This is a genomic window from Bradyrhizobium sp. UBA2491, assembly GCF_002341725.1.
Classification (GTDB): domain Bacteria; phylum Pseudomonadota; class Alphaproteobacteria; order Rhizobiales; family Xanthobacteraceae; genus Bradyrhizobium.
In genome coordinates this window covers 1-17864 of the sequence record NZ_DDOP01000100.1, presented here as the reverse complement: position 1 = coordinate 17864, position 17864 = coordinate 1, and the positions used below count along the sequence as shown (strand labels likewise).

The 17864-nt window shown below is 63.6% G+C and carries 25 protein-coding genes and 1 pseudogene; 10 read left to right on the top strand and 16 right to left on the bottom strand.

The window, feature by feature from the left end; translation table 11 throughout:
• Positions 1-17: 17 nt before the first annotated feature.
• Positions 18-269, bottom strand: a complete 252-nt coding sequence (locus tag B2W55_RS32470) for a hypothetical protein (RefSeq protein WP_024580502.1) — start codon at positions 267-269, stop codon at positions 18-20.
• A 274-nt stretch (positions 270-543) separates the two neighbouring features.
• Between B2W55_RS32470 and ettA the strand changes: the two genes are divergently transcribed.
• Both ettA and B2W55_RS32460 read left to right on the top strand, forming a co-directional pair.
• Positions 544-2193, top strand: a complete 1650-nt coding sequence (gene ettA, locus B2W55_RS32465) for an energy-dependent translational throttle protein EttA (protein ID WP_024580503.1) — start codon at positions 544-546, stop codon at positions 2191-2193.
• Between the two features lie 242 nt (positions 2194-2435).
• On the top strand, positions 2436-3020 hold the full coding sequence (locus B2W55_RS32460; protein ID WP_024580504.1) for a TIGR00645 family protein: 585 nt from the start codon (positions 2436-2438) through the stop codon (positions 3018-3020).
• Between the two features lie 18 nt (positions 3021-3038).
• On the opposite strand, the gene B2W55_RS32455 is transcribed toward B2W55_RS32460, so the two are convergent.
• A complete protein-coding gene (locus B2W55_RS32455) occupies positions 3039-4163 on the bottom strand; it encodes a toll/interleukin-1 receptor domain-containing protein (RefSeq protein WP_024580505.1) in 1125 nt (374 codons plus the stop codon).
• An 83-nt stretch (positions 4164-4246) separates the two neighbouring features.
• Between B2W55_RS32455 and B2W55_RS32450 the strand changes: the two genes are divergently transcribed.
• Positions 4247-5476, top strand: a complete 1230-nt coding sequence (locus B2W55_RS32450; RefSeq protein WP_024580506.1) for a lytic murein transglycosylase — start codon at positions 4247-4249, stop codon at positions 5474-5476.
• A 78-nt stretch (positions 5477-5554) separates the two neighbouring features.
• On the opposite strand, the gene B2W55_RS32445 is transcribed toward B2W55_RS32450, so the two are convergent.
• On the bottom strand, positions 5555-5839 hold the full coding sequence (locus B2W55_RS32445; protein WP_024580507.1) for a hypothetical protein: 285 nt from the start codon (positions 5837-5839) through the stop codon (positions 5555-5557).
• A 235-nt stretch (positions 5840-6074) separates the two neighbouring features.
• Entirely contained in the window at positions 6075-6380 is a 306-nt protein-coding gene (locus tag B2W55_RS32440) for a hypothetical protein (protein ID WP_024580508.1), read from the bottom strand.
• Positions 6381-6738: 358 nt separating this feature from the next.
• On the opposite strand from B2W55_RS32440, the gene B2W55_RS32435 reads away from it, so the two are divergent.
• Both B2W55_RS32435 and bfr read left to right on the top strand, forming a co-directional pair.
• Positions 6739-7011 carry a (2Fe-2S)-binding protein gene (locus tag B2W55_RS32435; RefSeq protein WP_024580509.1) on the top strand — a complete coding sequence of 91 codons (273 nt, stop codon included), beginning with the start codon at positions 6739-6741 and terminating at the stop codon, positions 7009-7011.
• A gap of 131 nt (positions 7012-7142) precedes the next feature.
• Complete coding sequence (gene bfr, locus B2W55_RS32430) at positions 7143-7631, top strand: bacterioferritin (protein WP_024580510.1); 489 nt, start codon at positions 7143-7145, stop codon at positions 7629-7631.
• Between the two features lie 93 nt (positions 7632-7724).
• Here bfr and B2W55_RS32425 read toward each other — a convergent pair whose 3' ends face one another.
• From B2W55_RS32425 to B2W55_RS32390, 8 genes are all read right to left on the bottom strand, one after another.
• Entirely contained in the window at positions 7725-8135 is a 411-nt protein-coding gene (locus tag B2W55_RS32425) for a hypothetical protein (RefSeq protein ID WP_024580511.1), read from the bottom strand.
• A gap of 183 nt (positions 8136-8318) precedes the next feature.
• A complete protein-coding gene (locus B2W55_RS32420) occupies positions 8319-8732 on the bottom strand; it encodes a DoxX family protein (RefSeq protein WP_024580512.1) in 414 nt (137 codons plus the stop codon).
• Positions 8733-8775: 43 nt separating this feature from the next.
• Positions 8776-9129 (bottom strand): hypothetical protein, encoded by a 354-nt coding sequence (locus B2W55_RS32415; RefSeq protein WP_024580513.1) that lies wholly within the window; start codon positions 9127-9129, stop codon positions 8776-8778.
• A 158-nt stretch (positions 9130-9287) separates the two neighbouring features.
• The gene (locus B2W55_RS32410; RefSeq protein ID WP_024580514.1) at positions 9288-9635 is read right to left on the bottom strand and encodes an MmcQ/YjbR family DNA-binding protein; all 348 of its coding nucleotides are present in this window, start codon (positions 9633-9635) and stop codon (positions 9288-9290) included.
• A gap of 50 nt (positions 9636-9685) precedes the next feature.
• On the bottom strand, positions 9686-10234 hold the full coding sequence (locus tag B2W55_RS32405) for a hypothetical protein (protein WP_029878985.1): 549 nt from the start codon (positions 10232-10234) through the stop codon (positions 9686-9688).
• Positions 10235-10243: 9 nt separating this feature from the next.
• Positions 10244-10915 (bottom strand): hypothetical protein, encoded by a 672-nt coding sequence (locus B2W55_RS32400; protein WP_145987283.1) that lies wholly within the window; start codon positions 10913-10915, stop codon positions 10244-10246.
• Positions 10916-10944: 29 nt separating this feature from the next.
• A complete protein-coding gene (locus tag B2W55_RS32395) occupies positions 10945-12006 on the bottom strand; it encodes an alpha/beta fold hydrolase (protein ID WP_024580517.1) in 1062 nt (353 codons plus the stop codon).
• Positions 12007-12117: 111 nt separating this feature from the next.
• Positions 12118-12519, bottom strand: a complete 402-nt coding sequence (locus B2W55_RS32390) for a nuclear transport factor 2 family protein (RefSeq protein WP_024580518.1) — start codon at positions 12517-12519, stop codon at positions 12118-12120.
• 139 nt (positions 12520-12658) lie between these two features.
• On the opposite strand from B2W55_RS32390, the gene B2W55_RS32385 reads away from it, so the two are divergent.
• Positions 12659-13348: an ArsR/SmtB family transcription factor gene (locus B2W55_RS32385; RefSeq protein WP_192827269.1), complete on the top strand. Its 690-nt coding sequence runs from the start codon at positions 12659-12661 to the stop codon at positions 13346-13348.
• Positions 13349-13353: 5 nt separating this feature from the next.
• Here the strand turns inward: B2W55_RS32385 and B2W55_RS32380 are convergent, their stop codons facing one another.
• Positions 13354-13599: a DUF2188 domain-containing protein gene (locus B2W55_RS32380; RefSeq protein WP_024580520.1), complete on the bottom strand. Its 246-nt coding sequence runs from the start codon at positions 13597-13599 to the stop codon at positions 13354-13356.
• A 175-nt stretch (positions 13600-13774) separates the two neighbouring features.
• On the opposite strand from B2W55_RS32380, the gene B2W55_RS32375 reads away from it, so the two are divergent.
• Positions 13775-14041, top strand: a complete 267-nt coding sequence (locus B2W55_RS32375; RefSeq protein ID WP_024580521.1) for a DUF2277 domain-containing protein — start codon at positions 13775-13777, stop codon at positions 14039-14041.
• Between the two features lie 87 nt (positions 14042-14128).
• Complete coding sequence (locus B2W55_RS32370; protein WP_024580522.1) at positions 14129-14356, top strand: hypothetical protein; 228 nt, start codon at positions 14129-14131, stop codon at positions 14354-14356.
• A gap of 73 nt (positions 14357-14429) precedes the next feature.
• Here B2W55_RS32370 and B2W55_RS32365 read toward each other — a convergent pair whose 3' ends face one another.
• A complete protein-coding gene (locus tag B2W55_RS32365; protein ID WP_024580523.1) occupies positions 14430-14957 on the bottom strand; it encodes a collagen-like protein in 528 nt (175 codons plus the stop codon).
• A gap of 130 nt (positions 14958-15087) precedes the next feature.
• Between B2W55_RS32365 and B2W55_RS32360 the strand changes: the two genes are divergently transcribed.
• A complete protein-coding gene (locus B2W55_RS32360; protein WP_024580524.1) occupies positions 15088-16059 on the top strand; it encodes a hypothetical protein in 972 nt (323 codons plus the stop codon).
• 233 nt (positions 16060-16292) lie between these two features.
• On the opposite strand, the gene B2W55_RS32355 is transcribed toward B2W55_RS32360, so the two are convergent.
• Both B2W55_RS32355 and B2W55_RS32350 read right to left on the bottom strand, forming a co-directional pair.
• Entirely contained in the window at positions 16293-16553 is a 261-nt protein-coding gene (locus B2W55_RS32355) for a helix-turn-helix domain-containing protein (protein WP_024580525.1), read from the bottom strand.
• A 169-nt stretch (positions 16554-16722) separates the two neighbouring features.
• Complete coding sequence (locus tag B2W55_RS32350) at positions 16723-17490, bottom strand: SDR family NAD(P)-dependent oxidoreductase (RefSeq protein ID WP_024580526.1); 768 nt, start codon at positions 17488-17490, stop codon at positions 16723-16725.
• 113 nt (positions 17491-17603) lie between these two features.
• Here B2W55_RS32350 and B2W55_RS32345 point away from each other — a divergent pair.
• Positions 17604-17864 (top strand): annotated as a pseudogene (locus B2W55_RS32345) (hypothetical protein); the annotation flags it as partial.

The following is a 17864-nucleotide window of genomic DNA, read 5'->3' as shown; positions in this document are numbered from 1 at the left end:
TCAAAAATCGGCGACGGTCACGCCGGACGGGACGGCTTGTGCGCCTTGGCGGACCGGATATCGGCGAGCATCGATCGGACCGCCGGCGACAGCGCCATCTGCTTGGCCCGGCAGGCCGGACCAGGACCGCGCATATAGTGCAGTTCCGGGCGGTAGGGATTGAAGGCCTTGACGAAGAAGGCACGCCAAAAGGCACGAAATTCGGCCAACGGCGTCGCCTGGCCCTTGATTACCGGGCGCGCGAGAGGTGCTGAAATAATGGTAGCCATGACATGGCCTCTACTGTTCTGGTCGCGGTTCTGCCGCGAAAACCGCCGTTTTTCCGGCGTTGGAAACGAGTTTTGGCCTGATTTATTAAAAGATGGTTTCAATTGTCGTGATTCGGCGCACACATGGTGTCGATCCGGTAATCACCCCTGGTGCACCGATGAAACGTGGTGAACGGACGGAAAACGCCTGGCCCGCGGTTGCGCTTTCGGGGGCCGGCCGTTACATCGGCGGCAGCAAAATTTCCACACATCGGATCAATTCCAGGGACAGCGGATGGCTCGCCAGTTCATCTATTTCATGCAGGGTCTGACCAAGGCGTACCCGACCCGCAAGGTGCTCGATAACATCCATCTGAGCTTCTACCCGGACGCCAAGATCGGCGTGCTCGGCGTCAACGGCTCGGGCAAGTCGACCCTGCTCAAGATCATGGCCGGCCTCGACAAGGAATATAACGGCGAGGCCTGGGTCGCCGAGGGCGCCCGCGTCGGCTACCTCGAGCAGGAGCCGCAGCTCGATGCCTCGCTCTCGGTTCGTGAAAACGTCATGCAGGGCGTCGCCAAGCAGAAGGCGATCCTCGACCGTTACAACGAGTTGGCCGTCAACTACTCGGACGAGACGGCTGACGAAATGACCAAATTGCAGGACGAGATCGAAGCCCAGGGCCTGTGGGATCTCGACAGCAAGGTCGACCAGGCGATGGACGCGCTGCGCTGCCCGCCCGACGATGCCGATGTCACCAAGCTCTCGGGCGGTGAACGCCGCCGCGTCGCGCTGTGCCGCCTGCTGCTCGACCAGCCGGAACTGCTGCTGCTCGACGAACCGACCAACCATCTCGACGCCGAGTCGGTGTCGTGGCTGGAAGGTCATCTGCGCAACTATCCGGGCGCAATCCTGATCGTGACCCACGATCGCTACTTCCTCGACAACGTCACGAGCTGGATCCTCGAGCTCGACCGCGGCCGCGGCATCCCCTACGAGGGCAATTATTCATCCTGGTTGCAGCAGAAGCAGAAGCGGCTCGAGCAGGAAGGCCGCGAGGACGCCGCGCATCAGAAGACCCTGGCTCGCGAGCAGGAGTGGATCGCATCCTCGCCCAAGGCACGTCAGGCCAAGTCCAAGGCGCGCTACCAGCGCTATGAGGAGCTGCTGAAGCAGGCCAGCGAGAAGCAGACCCAGACCGCGCAGATCACGATTCCGGTCGCCGAACGGCTCGGCCAGAACGTCGTCGACTTCGAAGGCCTCAGCAAGGGCTTTGGCGACCGCATGCTGATCGACGACCTCACCTTCAAGCTGCCGCCGGGCGGCATCGTCGGTGTGATCGGCGCCAACGGCGCCGGCAAGACCACGCTGTTCAAGATGATCACCAAGCAGGAGGAGCCCGACAAGGGCACCATCACCGTCGGTGAAAGCGTTCACCTCGGCTATGTCGACCAGTCGCGCGATGCGCTCGACGGCAAGAAGACGGTGTGGGAGGAGATTTCCGGCAACAACGAGCTGATCCTGCTCGGCAAGAAGGAAGTCAACTCGCGCGGCTACTGCTCGTCGTTCAACTTCAAGGGCGCCGACCAGCAGAAGAAGGTCGGTGCGCTGTCCGGCGGTGAGCGCAACCGCGTGCATCTCGCCAAGATGCTGAAGTCCGGCGCCAACGTGCTGCTGCTCGACGAACCGACCAACGACCTCGACGTCGACACGCTGCGCGCGCTGGAAGAGGCGCTGGAGGATTTCGCCGGCTGCGCCGTCATCATCAGCCACGATCGCTGGTTCCTCGACCGCATTGCGACCCACATCCTGGCCTTCGAGGGCGACAGCCATGTCGAATGGTTCGAGGGCAACTTCCAGGACTACGAGAAGGACAAGATGCGCCGGCTCGGCCAGGACAGCATCATTCCGCACCGCGTGAAGTACAAGAAGCTGACGCGCTGAACTGCGACACCGTCATGCCCGGCCTTGTGCCGGGCATCCGCGTCTTGCTTCGCGGCGACAAAGACGTGGATGGCTGGGACAAGCCCGGCCATGACGCGTGAGAAGAGCGAGCGTCACGACGTGCAAATTTGCGGAATCGTGACCGGATCGCGGCGTAATCTGCGGCCAGTTGTCGCTTTTCAAGCGCGCGGGATTGCGTAGATAGAGCGCTCCGCAATTTCCAATCCCGCGAGCACTCCCTCATGTCCGCTGTTTCCGACGCGCCCGCCCGCTCCAAGGGCCGGTCGCTGCGTCCCGTCCCCATGCTGATCTTCGGATCGCGCTGGCTGCAATTGCCGCTCTATGTCGGCCTGATCATCGCCCAGGGCGTCTACGTCGTGCTGTTCCTCAAGGAGCTGTGGCACCTGTTCGCCCATGCCTTCGATTTCAGCGAGCAGCAGATCATGCTGGCCGTCCTCGGCCTGATCGACGTCGTCATGATCTCGAACTTGCTGGTGATGGTGATCGTCGGCGGCTACGAGACCTTCGTCTCGCGCCTCAATTTGCGGGGCCATCCCGACGAGCCGGAATGGCTCAGCCATGTCAATGCCAGTGTGCTGAAGATCAAGCTGGCGATGGCGATCATCGGCATCTCCTCGATCCATCTGCTGCGCACCTTCATCGAAGCCGGCGCGCTGTCGTCCGGCAAGGCCACCTACACCGAGACCGGCGTGATGTGGCAGACCATCATCCACTGCGTCTTCATCCTGTCGGCCATCGGCATCGCCTTCGTCGACAAGCTGTCGAACGACTCGATCGAGGGCGCCAAGCAGCAGGTCGGGCACTGAGGCGCGGTGAGATGAAGATCACCGCGCCGTGCGCGAGCCGGCGAGGATCGGTGCGGTGATCCTGCCAAGCCAACCCGGAATCTGCGCCGCGCCGCGCGGGAATCCGCGGGCCATCGCGAGCAGGAATGCGGGCTGCCAGACGCCGAACAGCACCAGCCAGCCCAGCCAATCCGGAAATTTGACGACCGCGCCGTAGACTGTGCCCGCGGCGATCGCCGCGAGCCAGGTGATGACGACGCTGTCGAGCCGCCTGAAGCCGGGATTTGTCAGGATCACGCCAAGAATCGTGATCGCACCCCCAACCGCGCCGCCGACGCCGCCGATCAGGTAGCCCATGAAAGGGTTGTTGCTGAGGGTGTCGCGGACCTCGGCGGCGGGTTCTGTCGTCGCGTCCGCGAGGCTGGCGGCGGCATCAGCCGGGGTGTTGACGGCTCTCGAATACTGGCTGAGCGATTGCAGCGTGACGCTGCTGGCATCGAAGGCTGCGATCCATGCCGCCGCAGTGATCGCAACCACCAGCGCCAACTGAAACCGATCCCTGATGCCGAAGATGAAATTGCAGGTCGCGACCACCAATCCGAAGATCAGGCCGGGAAGCACGGTTACTCCGCCGGCCGGCCCGGTATCGACGAATGAGTATTGCAGGATGCCGGTGGCATATTTCACGGTAAGGGTGCAGGCGACCGCCGAGGCGAGCGCAAGCGCGAGGAACGGCATGATGGATCGCCCACGCGACTGCGCGCTCTCGGCCTCCAGCATGCGATCCACCGCGGCGCGTGTCTCGGCCGCGGCGCTGCCCTGCGGTTCCAGGATCGTGACCGCCTTGAGATAGGTCGGGACCTGGTCGAGTGGGGTCGGTGCCATCATCACCGGCAGCACGCGATTGCTCGGGTTCGGCCATTTGGTCCGGGCAAAGGCCAGCTCGCTCAGCGTGTAGCGTCCCCTGGTCACCGATTCCGGGCTGATCAGGAACACCATAAAATCGCTGCTTTCGATGGCTTTTTCGACGCGCGCATCGAAGCTGTCGCCCGGCGGGAGATCGTCGTGCGAAAAGAAAACGTCATGGTCGCAATTGCGCAGGGACTGAGCGATGCTGTCAGCCTGCGATTCCAATTCGGAGGGAAATGACAGAAATATGCGCATGGCAAAACCTACCACCCAGAATTGAATTCTGACAATTGCGGAATCCGCCTTGCAATGCCTGTTTCTGCCGGATGAGATCGATCATGAAATGGCCAGCCACACTCGTCGCATGCGCATTGCTGCTCGTCGCGCCGCTACAGCGGCCCGCCTACGCCGCCGACGCCGCATTCACCCAGTTCGTCGCCTCGCTATGGCCGGAAGCCAAGGCCGCCGGCGTGTCGCGTGAAACCTTCGAGCGCGAGACGCGCTCCCTCGAGCCCGACTACAAGCTGCCCGACCTGATCCTGCCCGGACGTCCGAAGACCGGCGCGCCTGCGCAGGCCGAGTTCGTGCAGGTGCCGGCCGATTACATCAAGGAAGCGTCGATCGCGCGGCTCGCGGCGGAGGGGCAGCGACTGATGCAGAAGTATCGCTCCTCGCTCGACGCGATCGAGAAGCGGTTCGGCGTGCCGGCGCCGATCGTGCTGGCGATCTGGGGCCGCGAGACCGATTACGGCCGCTACGCGCTGCCCTACGACACGCTGCGCGTGGTCGCGACCCAGGCCTATGTCGGCCGCCGCAAGGATCAGTACCGCACCGAGTTCATCCTCGCGCTGAAGATCCTCGGCGAGGGCGTGGTGACGCGCAAGGAGCTGCGCTCGTCCTGGGCGGGCGCGACCGGCTACACCCAGTTCCTGCCGTCCGAGTATTACAAGCACGGCGTCGATCTCGACGGCGATGGCAAGGTCGACATCTGGCATTCGGTGCCGGACGCGCTCGCCTCCGCCGCGCAGCAACTCGTCAACAAGGGCTGGCAGCCCGGCGTGCGCTGGGCCTACGAGGTCACGGCACCCGGCGATGCCGACTGCACGATGGGCGTGCCCGAAGTGACGAAGCCGATCAGCCAGTGGCTGCGCGCCGGCTTCGTGCCGGTGCGCGGGCAAAAGCTCAGCGCCACCGAGCAGGCGCAGACGGCCTCGCTGCTGCAACCGGAGGGCATCTACGGCCCGGCCTTCCTGACCACGCCGAACTACTTCGTGATCAAGGAATACAATTTCTCCGATCTGTACGTGCTGTTCGTCGGCCATCTCGCCGACCGCATGACGAGCCCGCAGCCGTTCGCGACGCCATGGTCGGCCTCGAAGCAGCTGCGCTCCACCGATGTCGAGGCGATGCAGCAGCATCTGACCAAGATCGGCCTCTACAAGGACAAGCTCGACGGCAAGGCCGGGATGCAGACCCGCGCGGCGCTCGGCGCCTATCAGAAGCAGGCCGGGCTGAAGGTCGATTGCTGGCCGAGCGAAGCGGTGCTGCGCGCGATGAACGGGCGCTGACCAGCGGCTGGCGGCGCAAACAAAAACCCGGCCGTCAGGCCGGGTTTTCGAGTGTGATGCTGAAACCGTGTCAGTCGATCAATCGCAAACCTGGATGCGACGGAAGCGCCAGCCATAGCCGTCCCAGAAGCGCTCGCGAACCCAGCGGCACGGAGCTTCTTCAACGTAAACAGGCGCCGGTGCAACATAGACCGGGGCCGGGCGCGCGCCTGCGATAGCGCCGCCGAGCAGGGCGCCGCCGATCAGGCCGCCGGCAACGCCGGCTGCGATCGCGCCGCCGTCTCCGGCCTTGGCAGGCGGAGCAACAGCCAGCGAACCGGCAATCGTGGTAACGGCGACAAGGGCAGCTAAAGTCTTCTTCATGTCTTTGGCTCTCCTGGAAGGTGGTGGCGTCGTGGCTCGACGCCGGGTTTAGGTGACTCGCACGCTGATCTCGAACTGCTGTCTTGCTAAACAGCGCAGAACAGTCAACCGAAAGTAAACGTCGGCAGGCTCATCGCGCAGAAAAGCGGTTTTTTCTGGCCACCCAAACAGATGTCCCGGAAAAACAGTCTGTTTTCCGGGACATCTGGTTCGAATTAATCGAGATGAACGTCGATCAGTCGCAAACGCGAACGCGACGAATGCGCCAGTTGTAGCCGTCCCAGAAGCGCTGGCGTTGCCAGTAGCAGTCGGGACCGTAACCGGGCTCGGCGACATAGGCCGGACCGGGCGCGTAGTAGCCATAGCCCGGACCGTAGTAGCCGTTCTGCGATGCGATCGCGCCGCCGACGATGGCGCCACCGATCAATCCCGCAGCGACGCCAGCGGCGACACCGCGTTGTGCCTGGGCGGGGGCGGGCACCGCCACAGCCGAAACCGCCAGAGTGGCGGCGGCGCAAAGCGCCAGCAATGTCTTCTTCATGACCTCACCTTTCTCACGGGAGCTGGGACAGCGTGCGTTGGCGATCTGTCTCGCCTGAAGGTTCCATATTCCGCTTGAATGATCAATGAACGACGCTGCCGCATTCACGTCCAAATGCTTGCAGCTTTTGACATATCTTGCAACGCACAAGCTCGTTGCGCCGGCGGTGAAGCGGGCGCCGGCGGGCATTTGAGGCCGATTCGTCGCGCAAGCGCGAGCCAATCTGATTTAGACCCATTCCAATATGAATCCCGCATCAGTTTGGAATTGCTACAAAAACCGTCTTTTCCTTTTGCATCAGGTCGGGCCCGACAATATCCATATTGCCAAGCATCACCCGTTGGACCCGCTTGCTCTGATGATTGTCTGCTCCTGTAACGTTCTCAGCGACCACGATGTCCGCAATGCCGTGAATGCCGGCGGGTCCGTGACTCGAAATGCCAAGCAGGTTTACGGCTGCCTCGGCTGTAGCGCCGAATGCGGCCGCTGCGCGCGCACCATCAAGGCGATCATCGACGAGGCGCTCGGTCCCTGCGCCAAGGCCTGCTGCGCCGGCTGCCCCCACGCCGGCCACCCGCACGCCGCCAACCAGGACGCCCAGGCGGGCGAGTTCGCCCTCGCGGCCTGCTGATTTCAGCCAGATCTCCCGAATCCAATTATCCACGCACCGCTTCTGCGCAGGCTTGCCCTCGTCGGCAATCTGATTTAGAAGCGTTCTAAATTCAATGCGGACCAGTTTGGCCGCGACAGGTGGAGTGGATCATGCAAGGCGACCCGAAGGTCATCGATTATCTGAACAAGGGGCTGCGCAGCGAACTGACCGCCATCAATCAGTACTGGCTGCACTACCGGATGCTCAACAATTGGGGCCTGCTGGAGATGGCCAAGGTCTGGCGCAAGGAATCCATCGAGGAGATGGAGCACGCCGACAAGTTCGTCGACCGCATCCTGTTTCTCGACGGCTTCCCGAACCTTCAGGTGCTCGATCCGCTGAAGATCGGCCAGGACGTCAAGGAGATCATCGAGTGCGACCTCGCGGCCGAGATCGGCGCGCGCACGCTCTATCAGGAGGCGGCGACCTACAGCCACGGCGTCAAGGACTACGTCAGCCGCGACCTGTTCGAGAGACTGATGAAGGACGAGGAAGACCATATCGACTTCCTCGAGACCCAGCTCGACCTGATCAAGCGCATCGGCCTTGAGCTCTACACCCAGAAGCACGTCGGCCATCTGAAGGGCGAGGAGTCCTGATCGGCCTGGCGCCCACAGCGCGGCGCCCGAAATACGAGAGGCCGTCCTTGCGGGCGGCCTCTTTTGTTTTTGCTGTCGGGATCGAGCCGGTCGTCAGTAGCAGCGCGTGATGTTGACGGTGCGGTCGCCGCCGCGTCCGGGCACCGTGACGCTCTCGGTGGGACAGCTCGATACATAGGGGCGGTCCGACGGCACCACGGCCGGCGGATAGCGGTGCGCCCAGTCCCAGGGCACGTCCTGGGTGTAGGTGTAGCGCACGTCGTTGGACGCCGGCGCCGGGACTTCGGCAACGGGAGCGGCGGCCAGCGCATCGTCGTAATATCCGCCGGTCCCCGGCAACACGATGCCGGGCACGCGTACATGGTGGCGGAAGCCTGGATGGTGCGAAGAAAACGTGCCGCGCGCCGCGGTTCCGGATCTCGCATAGGTCTCGGTCGGGGAAGCAAGCAGCAGCGCTGCAACGCCAAGGGACGCCATCAGCGCCCCATTTGTTCGATAGCTCATGGCACGCACCAACTCGCGGTTACGGAGCATTGTGCGGACGCTAGGCTGCGCCGCGTTGCACCCGCAAACTCATCCTTAACTATTGGTTAAAAAGTAAGGTTAACAGGGGGCATATTTTCCAAGTTCGCGCGACCCCGCTTCAGGTGGGCGTTGTGGGCGCATGGAATTCTCACGCCAGCACACCTATTTTGCTTTTCGCCAAGGCCAATCGATCACGCCTGCGCAATAGAGCGCCCACCAGATCAGGACCGGCTGAAACGCCAGCCTCGGTCCGTGATAGAGCCAACTGTTGCTGATGTAAGGCAGCTCGATGCCGTCGATCGCGTGCTTGAAATTCGCCGGCCAAACGCAAATCGCATATGCCGCGAGCCCGATGCCCGCCCATCGGCGCAACGGCCCTGCCACCAGCGCCACAGCGCCGGCGATCTCGCAAATCCCAGTGGCTAAAATCACGGTTGGTGCGAACGGCACCCAAGACGGCGTAATGGCCAACAGTTTTTCAGGGACCCAGAGATGCGCTAGGCCGGCAGCGGCATAGATCGCCGCGAGGATCCAGCGCAGGACGGCACGAAAACGTTCGTCTGAGGGTTCGGGCATGGTGAGAGGGCTAACACAGGCTCAACGCGTCGACACGCGGAACCTAAACTGCATCAGCAGGTACGAAGCAACTGATGATGATGTTGCCGCCGTGGTGCACGTACCACACGACGGCCTCGCCGACCGGATTGCCGCGGTCGCGGATCACGGCGCGCTCCGGCACCATCATCCATTCGCCCTCGATCGGCACCCAATAGGCGCCGTTGCGAACATCGTAATTGGTGCGATGGCCATCGGAGATGTCGCAGCACGGCACGCCATTGGGCGCGATCACGCTCTTGAACCAGGCGCGGATATCGGGCGGCACGTTGTCGTATTGGCCGTTGTCGAACGCCAGCGCGGCGCCCGCCAGCATGGCGAGCCACGCAAGCACCACGATATGCGTGAGCCTTCGCATCCCGTTCCTCCGCGAAATTCTCGCGTGTGACGCGCGCAAGGTCGCGTTGCGCGAATCCGGCATTGGCGCGATTAGGCACGAACCGTGCGCGCGATGCATGCTCAAAGAATGAGCGAAGCAGCGTGGCGCCAGCTTGATGCAGTGCGGGATCGCAGTGCTCAGGATGGCTTGTTCGCCCGGGTCTTCTTCACGGGCTTCGCCGCGATGTTGTCCCGCGCCATCGCGAGCGCGCTGCGCAGCGTGACCTGATCGGCCTTGGCGAGGCGGACATTGGTGCTGCCGCCCTTGCCCCAGCCGCCCGGCACCGGCCGGAAGATCTCCGGTTCGGCCTCGACCACGACAGCCTGCTGTTCGGGCGTCAGCTTCACCATGCCCCATGCCTTGTCGGGATAGCCGAGCGTTGCGAAGATGCGTTTGCCGACGCGGAAGTCGGCGGTGCCGTGATGGGTGCCTTCAACCACATCGGGCAGGCTCAGCGCGGCGCGGCGGAAGCGATTTGCGGACATGGTCGCCAACATCGGTCTCTTCGGCGCAACCTATCACGTGCCGCAGACGGTCACACGCCGGTCAGATCGTAGAATGCCGCGATCAGGCGCGTGATCTCGGTGGAGTTCGCGATCACCAGCGCAAGGTCGTCCTTCTCCGGCTTGCCGGACTGGATCCGCTCCAGGGCTTCGCTCGATTGCTTGACGATCGCGGCGATCCTGCGCAGCAGGTCCTCGCGGGTCACGATCTTGCTCAGGTCGGTGCTGGTGTATTTCTGCAGGTTCCGCAACCTGGTCTGGTCGAAAGGCTGCTTGAACGCACGCGATCCAGCCTGATCGACCAGAATCTTGTAGGCGGAGTCGTATCCTTCTTTTGCCGAATTGAGCGCGCGCCGGACCGCTTCCGGATTCTGTTCGGCGATCCCGCCAAGTACGCCGTTGCCGGCGGCGCAGTTGGCTCGCGCCAGGTTTGAGATCGGTTGGGCGACCTGCCTGTCCTGATCGGCTTGCCTTCCCTTCGTGATCACATCGTCCAGGGCGTCGGCGAGCGCGATCCGGTGAGCGCCCGTGCAGCAGGCAACCACGATGATTGCGAGAGCCGCCATCCTTGGCACCAGCATTGTCGCCTCCTACGGTATGTTGGTCTGATCGCAGATCTTTTCGACGGCCGGCAGCTTGACGCCACTGAGCGCGAAGCCCTCCTTGCGAAACTTCGGACAAGCCTGGGTCGCGATTGCGCGCCAGGATTCCACGGAAATGCCGCCGTGCCGGTAGAGATCGTAGATGTTGGAAAACTTCGCGTCGTACAGTCCGGCGTAGGACTGCATCTTCTCGGGCGGGGCGTCGATGACGGCACGGAAGAAGTCGGTATAGTCCGACTGCATCTTGTAATCATTGTTGGTTCGATAGAAGTCGATCGCATTCATGATCTGAATGATCGCGATCCCCGCTCCGAAGGCTGCAACGCCAAGCGCCAGCCACGGAACGGCCCGGTCCTGCGGACGCGCCAACGCCAGCCTGAGAGCCGCGACCTCTCGCGTCAAACCATCGTTCTGCCGCTCTGCTTCCTTGAGATCGGCCAATCGCGCCACCGCGACCGGATCGACCAGCTCCGTGCCGTCGGCGGCGGTCTCGGTGGACAGGCGTCCAGCGGCAATCATGGCGTCCAGATCGGCAATCGAAAATGGACAGTTCTGGGCAACCTGGTCTTTGGAAATGCCGGGCATCGTCGCTCCGAAACGCGGCTGCAAGGCAATGATCGTACAATATCTAGGATATAGTTGATTTGGAGACAACCACAAGACGAATAAGTGTCGACTGCGCGTCTCGGCTACATCGCCCGCTGCGGCGTCACTCGCAGCAACTCCTGCAATTGACCGGAGTAGAATCTGGCGTCGCCGGTCGTGAGATGGCCGCGCGTCTCGCTGCTTGCCGGGATCAGGTAGATCTTGCCGTTCTTGATCCGCTTGACCGCTGCCTCGGTGACGCCGGTCTCCGGTGGATTGCGCTCGTCGTCGCCCGCGTTGATCGCAAGCAGGGTGGCCTCAATCTTCTCCATGCCGGCCGAGGGATCGTAGTCGTGCGAGGCCTCCCATTGATAGATGTAGTCGTTGGCGTCGGCGGTGACCGGCAGCGCCAGTTGCTCGTCGACCAGCCTGTCGGCCTGCGCCGCGGTCGGTGCCTGCGTCTGGTAGCCGAGCGTGCCGCCGGCGCTGGCGAAGCGATAGGCCGCGATGGCGTATTTCATCATCCGCGGCTGGCTCGCATAGTTGCCGCCATTGTAGTCGGGATCGTTGCGGATCGTCTCCAGCATCGCCCGCCGCAGGATCCAGTTGCGCGCCGCCATCGCGGTCGGCTGCGAGGCCATCGGCACCAGCACGTCCATCATCTGCGGATAGCGCACGCCCCAGATCCAGGTATGCATGCCGCCCATCGAATTGCCGATCACGAGCCGCAGATGCTTGATGCCGAGCCCTTCGGTAACGAGCCGGTATTGCGCGTCGACCATGTCGTTGTAGTCGTACTTCGGAAAGCTCGTCCGCATCGCGTCCGACGGCTTTGACGATTTGCCGTGCCCGATGCCGTCGGGAATGATGATGAAGTATTTCGACGCGTCGAGCGGTTGCCCCGGTCCGAACAACTCGCCGGCAAAGGCCGGCGTCAGCATGCTGGCGGCCGAGCCGCCGGAACCGTGCAGCACCAGCACCGGCTGCCCGGTCGGCGCGCCGACCGTGGTGTAGTGCAGCCGCAGTTCCGGCATCACCTCGCCGCTGTGAAACTTGAAGTCCTTTGCGATCCACTCGCCATCCTGTGGCGCGGGATAATCTGCGGCCATGGCCGATACCGACATCGAGACGAGAGCGGCCACAAGCGCCGCGCACAGACGGATCATGCTGCTTCTCCCCCACGCGCGGCGCCCTTGTCCAGCCGCGTCGCTGCAAGCCTAGCATGACGCAGGCTGCTGTCCGAGAGCAGCTCTGCGCGCTGGCGCAGATGTGTCCGGCTAACTCGCCTTCAGGACATCGAGTGCATACCAACCCCAATAGACGCGGTGGCGCTGGATCAGGCCGTGCTGGATGTCCATCACCTCGACGAGATCCATCTGGTCGCCATCAGGGGCCTGGCGCGGATATTCCCAGGTGAGGATCCGGCCGTCGCTGAAGAAGCCCTGCTTGAACCGCCGCCGTTGCGGCGGATTGGTGCGGAACACGCGCGTGATGAATTCGCGCAGCGCCTCCCGACCCTGCACGATCCCATCCCTGGTCCGCATCAGATGCTGCACCAGCGGGCTCTCGATCGAGGCATCCGGAGCGTAGAGCGACAGCGCCGCTTCGAGGTCCTTGTTGCCGAGAGCCTCGTCCCAGAGCCGGTAGATGCGTTCCGCGTCGTTGCCGTTTGCCGTCATGATCGTTTCCTTGCATGTCGTCGACTGCCGCCGATTTGATCGGAAGACGTGCTCGCGACGTTTCAGGAAAATCTGAAATGAGTTTCGCAATGTTGCGAATGCGCGTAGACGTTTCAGTCTGCCATGGAGGACGATAGCGGTGGGGTCATCCCAATCCGTGCAGACCGGATTTTCGCGGATCGCCGAGGCCTTGGGCGATCCGGTGCGCGAGGCCATGGTCAGCGCGCTGGCCGACGGCAAGGCGCTCCCCGCGGGCGAGCTTGCCGCGGTCGCCGGCATTTCGCCGCAAGGCGCCAGCGCGCATTTGCAGAAGCTGGTCGATGCGCGCGTGCTGTCGGTGTGGGCGCAAGGCAGGTTCAGATACTACCGGATCAGGGATGACGACGTCGCGGCGCTGATCGAGCACCTGGTCGACCTTGCGGCCAAAGCCGTTGGCGGGCGCAAGCGTGCGATGCCGGCCGAGCAGCTCAGGCAGTCGCGCACCTGCTACCATCACCTTGCGGGTCAGCTCGGGGTGCTGCTGTCGAATGCGCTGATCCGCCGCCGGCTCGTCATCATCGATGGCCGCGATGGTCGCGTGACCGAGCAGGGGCTGGCCTGGTGCCGCGCCGAAGCGATCGAGTTCGATCCGGCGCGGCAGCCGCATCTGCGGCTTTGCAACGACTGGACCGAACGGGTGCCGCATCTCGCCGGCCCGTTTGCCAATGCCGTGCTGGCGCGGCTCGTGGAGATGCGCGGCGTTGCGCCGCATCGGATTCCGCGCGCGCTGCGGATCACCGACCGGGGGCGCGCCTTCTTCGACCGGCTCGGCGTGCAGGTTCCGTTCTGAAGCCGCTAGCGGCCGTCCTCGACCTCGGTTTCCGGACGGTCGTTGCCGGAGGCGGTCTCGGTCAGCCATTTGCCGTCCGGGGTCTCATACTGGATTGCCTCGGTGCGGCCGGGAACGCGTTGCTCGTTGGCCGCGCGTCTGGCGGCGGCAAGTGCCGCGGCATGGGTAGGAAACGGTTCCGAGAACACCCCGTTGACGGTATAGGCCCAACCGCCGTCGTGCTGGACAACCTTGTAGATCACGTGGCTCATCCGGAACCTCGCTTCCGCCGTGGACGATGAGGCTGCCAGAATAGACCACGATGTCGTATTTGCAGCAGCCGATCGTCCTTGAGCATGATCCGGAAAAGTGGAAGCCGGTTTTCCGAGAAGATCATGCGCAAACATCGACAGAGCCGCCCGGTTGCTGCGGGCGAGGGAGACCGCCATGTGCCGCAATATCAAGACGCTGTTCAACTTCGAGCCGCCCGCCACCGAGGACGAGATCCACGCCTCGGCGTTGCAGTTCGTGCGCAAACTATCCGGCTTCAACAAGCCGTCGCAGTCCAATGAGGCCGCCTTCAACCTCGCCGTGATCGAGGTCTCGGACGCCGCGCGCAAGCTGCTGGTCTCATTGCAGACCACCGCGCCGTCCCGCGATCGCGAGGTCGAGGCGGAGAAGGCGAGGGAACGTTCGCGCCTGCGATTCGGCTGAGATCGGCGCATTCCGTGATGCAGGTCACGGTTCGGCGCCGCGCTCCGGGGCATCATCTGCCTTCACCCCGATCCCGGAGCAAACCCCGTGAAGCCTGCCGTCCTGCTCATCCCCAGCGCGATTGCGTTCGCGGTTCTCTGGACCTGCGGCATGCTGTGGTCGAGCGGCACGATCGACTGTGCCAATGTCACGATCCTGTCGGCGTGCGGGACGTTTGCAGGCGTCGCCTGGTACTACGCGATGCGCTGGGTCTTTCAGCTGATGCATCTGGTTCGGCCGTCTGACCCTCCGGCCAATCCAGGCGGCGAGCGGTGAGTGTCGGGCGCAATGCGCTGGCCCGCAATGACGCGGACCTGGCCGGCCGCGTCATCGCGCAATGACGGGATGGTTACTTCTTGTCCTTCTTGCGGTGCTTCTTCTTTTTCTTGTGATCGCCGTCTTCGTCCTCATCATCAGCGAAATCGATCGCGTCGACATCAAGGGCGATCGCTTCCGCTGCCGCGCGCTCGGCGGCGTCGCGTTCGGCCAGCTCGGCGGCCTCACGCTCCTTGGTGCGCTTGTAGTCTTCCCAGGCGTCGAAGATCATGTGCAGCCACGGCATCACCTGCTCGATCGACGGCAACTGGCCGGGCGGGCCGGCTTCTCCGCGCGGGCCGGCCGGACCTTGCGGTCCCTGTGCACCCGCCTCGCCGCGCGGACCTTGCACGCCCGCCTTGCCTTGCGCCCCCGGCTTGCCCTGGGGACCTGCCTTTCCGACCGCTCCCGCCTTGCCTTGCGGACCCGGCTTGCCGCGCGCGCCTTCCGGCCCCGGCCGCCCGGGATGTCCCTGCGGTCCCGGTTTTCCCGGCTCGCCCTGACGGCCCTGCGGCCCCTGCGCCCCTCGTGACCCCTGGCGGGAAACTGTCTCGTCAGCCACTGATTTGCTCCGTCGCGATTTGAAGCCGCTTGTAACAGAGGTTGGACGACGGCTTCAATTCTGCCTGTCGGCACCGACGCAAGCGATCAACAGTCATAATTCCATGGGCATTATGACGGCGGAGGACGTCTTGCGGGTCTTGCGCGACAGATGCGGCGAAGCCATGGGCGAGCCGCTCGACATCGTGGTGACGCGCCGCGACGTGCGTGACGAAGCGAGTTTTCGCGGCACGGGCGTGCTCGATCTCTATGCCGAGCTGTTTCCAGCGAGCGAGCGCGACAGTCCGGACGACATGCTGCGCTGGTTGTTGTCGGATGATGTCGGCGAGATCAGGCACTTCTATGTCGGCGACCGTGCCATGTCATATCGCTTGGACTCGCGCTGCTTCATCCTGCGCGCCGCAGAACGTGCGGTCGGGCTCGCCTTCTTCACCTACGATCACGCAAGCGACCTGATCTATTGCAACCATGTCGGAATCGGCGCGGCGTGGCGCGGCCGTGGACTGGCGCGGGCCTTCTACCGCGCGATCGTCGAGATGCTCGACGCGCTGTTTCCGCGCAACATCGGCGTGGTGCTCGAGGTCGAGCCATTCGATCATGATCATCTTGAGGTCATCATCGACGATCTGGAACGGGCAGGTCGCCGGCAACTCGCGGCGAACACGCAGGCCGAGATCCGCAGATTGCTCCGCGTGAGCTGGTACGACGGCCTCGATTATTCGGTATTCTGCGGCGTGCAGACGATGCGGCCGCTCGTGTGCCGGTCGCCATGTCTCGATCCATCGCTGCCGTCATCGCAATGGGCAGGTGGCGAAGAGAATTACTGGCTGATGTGGCGAGCGCGGACCGGCGCACCCATCATGGAGACGGGCGCCGGCAAGCTCTGGCACAAGGCCGTCACGGCGATCTACATCGAGATCCTGGCCAAGTCCCTGGTCGCAGCCGATCCGGACGATCGGCGCGGCTATTGGGACTATGCGACCGCGCTGACAGCCAAGACGCTGCGTGCAGCCAGCGAGGTGCATCTCGCTCGCTGCCTCGGTGACGATGATCGCGCGTTGTTGACGCGCTGGCGGCGCCTTGCGATCGACCTGCCAATCTAGGGCCTGATGAGATCGGGCTGAGCTAAATCGGCGACGGAAATTCACCTCTCCCTTGGGGGAGGTCGGCGCGCAGCGCCGGGTGACGGTCAATCGAGAGCGCAAGAGCCCTGACCCGGATTGCACGGGACGATGCTTCGCATCGCCAAGCGCAACCCGACCTCTCCCCGACGGGGAGAGGTGAATCAAGGCTGCGCCGAGCCGACTCAACCAGAACTCATCCCGCTTTGGAGCCGCTATGCCGCGGCGTGCTCGTAGTGCGGCACGTCGATGCCTTCGGCGGAATATTCGCGGATCTTGTTCCGCAAGGTCCGGACCGAGAGCCCGAGCACGCGCGCGGCGCGGGTGCGGTTGCCGTCGCAGCGTGCGAGCGTTTGCAGCACCAGTTCCCGCTCGACTTCGTCGACGGTAGCGCCAATCAGCAATGGGACGATTTCATTGGGAGCCAGCGACGGCAGCAGAGCTTCCGGCGACGGTACGGTGGACGCGTAAGACATGAACTCCTCCCGATCAACGCCCGCCTCGTCGATGAGGCGGAGACATCGAGAACCAACTACCCCGTAAATCCACGGTGTGCCGGTTTGGTTAACAAGTCCTTAACGCCGCGCTAACTCCATGCTTTGTAAGCAAAATACCCAGAAATCGCCACGATTGCGGTTCCATCCGTCACAGGGTCCGGTAACCGCCATCGACCATCACGATCGATCCCGAGACATAGGCCGAGAGGTCCGAGGCGAGGAAGATCGCGGGGCCGACGATGTCCTCCGGCTTGCCGGCGCGGCCAAGCGGAGTGTGGTCCATGAAGACCTTCACGAGGTCCGGATTGGTGGCGCGCACCTTCTCGTTCAGCGGTGTCTCGATGAAGCCGGGGCCGATCGCATTGACGCGCACGCCGTCCTTGCCGAGCTCGGCGGCCAGCGCCTTGGTGAAGCCGAGCACACCGTGCTTGGAAGCGGTGTAGGCCGGCGAACTCGGCGTGCGCAGATGCACGAAGGACTGGATCGAACCGATGTTGACGATGCGCCCCTTGTTCTTGCGCAGCGGCGCCAGGAAGGAATGCGTCACGTTGAAGACGCCGGTGAGGTTGATCGAGATGATGTCTTCCCAATCCTTGATCACGGCCTCCTCGGTGCCGAGCATGCCGTTGCGGCGCGCAATGCCGGCATTGTTGACCAGGATCGAGACCGGTCCGACCTTGTCGGCGATCTGCTTCGCCATCGCGATGCAGGCGTCGCGATCGGTCACATCGAGCGCAAAGCTCTCCGCCTTGCCGCCGGCGTCGCGGATCTCCCTGGCCGCCTCCGCTGCCGCATCGCCGTTCATGTCGAGCAGCACCACGCGCGCTCCCTCGCGACCGTAGCCCAGTGCGATGGCGCGCCCGATGCCCGAGCCTGCCCCGGTGATGACGGCGATGTGATTGTCGAGAAGAGCCATGGCGTTTCCTTGTTCTGATTTGGGAGTGTTGCCGACAACACTATTCAAAACTGCGCCAAGCGAAACGCCAAGCCGAGTTTGTGCGTTGCTGTCATCCAGATTCGGATGACAAAATGGACCCGCATATCAGACACTGGAAAGTTGCGATCGAGCGCTTCTGCACTGCGCCGGATCCCGATTATCGCGAGATCGCCAAACTGGTCGCGGAGATCGCTGTGACCGACATCGATGAGACGCTGCGGCATGCGGCCGCACAGGTGCTGCCGATCCTGCGTCAGGCGGCCCTGAAATCGGCGGACCGCAGGACCCGGTCGATGTCGCTGCGCCGTCTTGGTATCGTCGCCGATGCGCTGCACACATTGTCCGCGCCGCGC

Bases quoted from the DNA above. Each gene is read 5' to 3' on its own strand.
- B2W55_RS32470 (WP_024580502.1), bottom strand. From the start codon at position 269: ATGGCTACCATTATTTCAGCACCTCTCGCGCGCCCGGTAATCAAGGGC.
- ettA (WP_024580503.1), top strand. From the start codon at position 544: ATGGCTCGCCAGTTCATCTATTTCATGCAGGGTCTGACCAAGGCGTAC.
- B2W55_RS32460 (WP_024580504.1), top strand. From the start codon at position 2,436: ATGTCCGCTGTTTCCGACGCGCCCGCCCGCTCCAAGGGCCGGTCGCTG.
- B2W55_RS32455 (WP_024580505.1), bottom strand. From the start codon at position 4,163: ATGCGCATATTTCTGTCATTTCCCTCCGAATTGGAATCGCAGGCTGAC.
- B2W55_RS32450 (WP_024580506.1), top strand. From the start codon at position 4,247: ATGAAATGGCCAGCCACACTCGTCGCATGCGCATTGCTGCTCGTCGCG.
- B2W55_RS32445 (WP_024580507.1), bottom strand. From the start codon at position 5,839: ATGAAGAAGACTTTAGCTGCCCTTGTCGCCGTTACCACGATTGCCGGT.
- B2W55_RS32440 (WP_024580508.1), bottom strand. From the start codon at position 6,380: ATGAAGAAGACATTGCTGGCGCTTTGCGCCGCCGCCACTCTGGCGGTT.
- B2W55_RS32435 (WP_024580509.1), top strand. From the start codon at position 6,739: ATGATTGTCTGCTCCTGTAACGTTCTCAGCGACCACGATGTCCGCAAT.
- bfr (WP_024580510.1), top strand. From the start codon at position 7,143: ATGCAAGGCGACCCGAAGGTCATCGATTATCTGAACAAGGGGCTGCGC.
- B2W55_RS32425 (WP_024580511.1), bottom strand. From the start codon at position 8,135: ATGAGCTATCGAACAAATGGGGCGCTGATGGCGTCCCTTGGCGTTGCA.
- B2W55_RS32420 (WP_024580512.1), bottom strand. From the start codon at position 8,732: ATGCCCGAACCCTCAGACGAACGTTTTCGTGCCGTCCTGCGCTGGATC.
- B2W55_RS32415 (WP_024580513.1), bottom strand. From the start codon at position 9,129: ATGCGAAGGCTCACGCATATCGTGGTGCTTGCGTGGCTCGCCATGCTG.
- B2W55_RS32410 (WP_024580514.1), bottom strand. From the start codon at position 9,635: ATGTCCGCAAATCGCTTCCGCCGCGCCGCGCTGAGCCTGCCCGATGTG.
- B2W55_RS32405 (WP_029878985.1), bottom strand. From the start codon at position 10,234: ATGCTGGTGCCAAGGATGGCGGCTCTCGCAATCATCGTGGTTGCCTGC.
- B2W55_RS32395 (WP_024580517.1), bottom strand. From the start codon at position 12,006: ATGATCCGTCTGTGCGCGGCGCTTGTGGCCGCTCTCGTCTCGATGTCG.
- B2W55_RS32390 (WP_024580518.1), bottom strand. From the start codon at position 12,519: ATGACGGCAAACGGCAACGACGCGGAACGCATCTACCGGCTCTGGGAC.
- B2W55_RS32380 (WP_024580520.1), bottom strand. From the start codon at position 13,599: ATGAGCCACGTGATCTACAAGGTTGTCCAGCACGACGGCGGTTGGGCC.
- B2W55_RS32375 (WP_024580521.1), top strand. From the start codon at position 13,775: ATGTGCCGCAATATCAAGACGCTGTTCAACTTCGAGCCGCCCGCCACC.
- B2W55_RS32355 (WP_024580525.1), bottom strand. From the start codon at position 16,553: ATGTCTTACGCGTCCACCGTACCGTCGCCGGAAGCTCTGCTGCCGTCG.
- B2W55_RS32350 (WP_024580526.1), bottom strand. From the start codon at position 17,490: ATGGCTCTTCTCGACAATCACATCGCCGTCATCACCGGGGCAGGCTCG.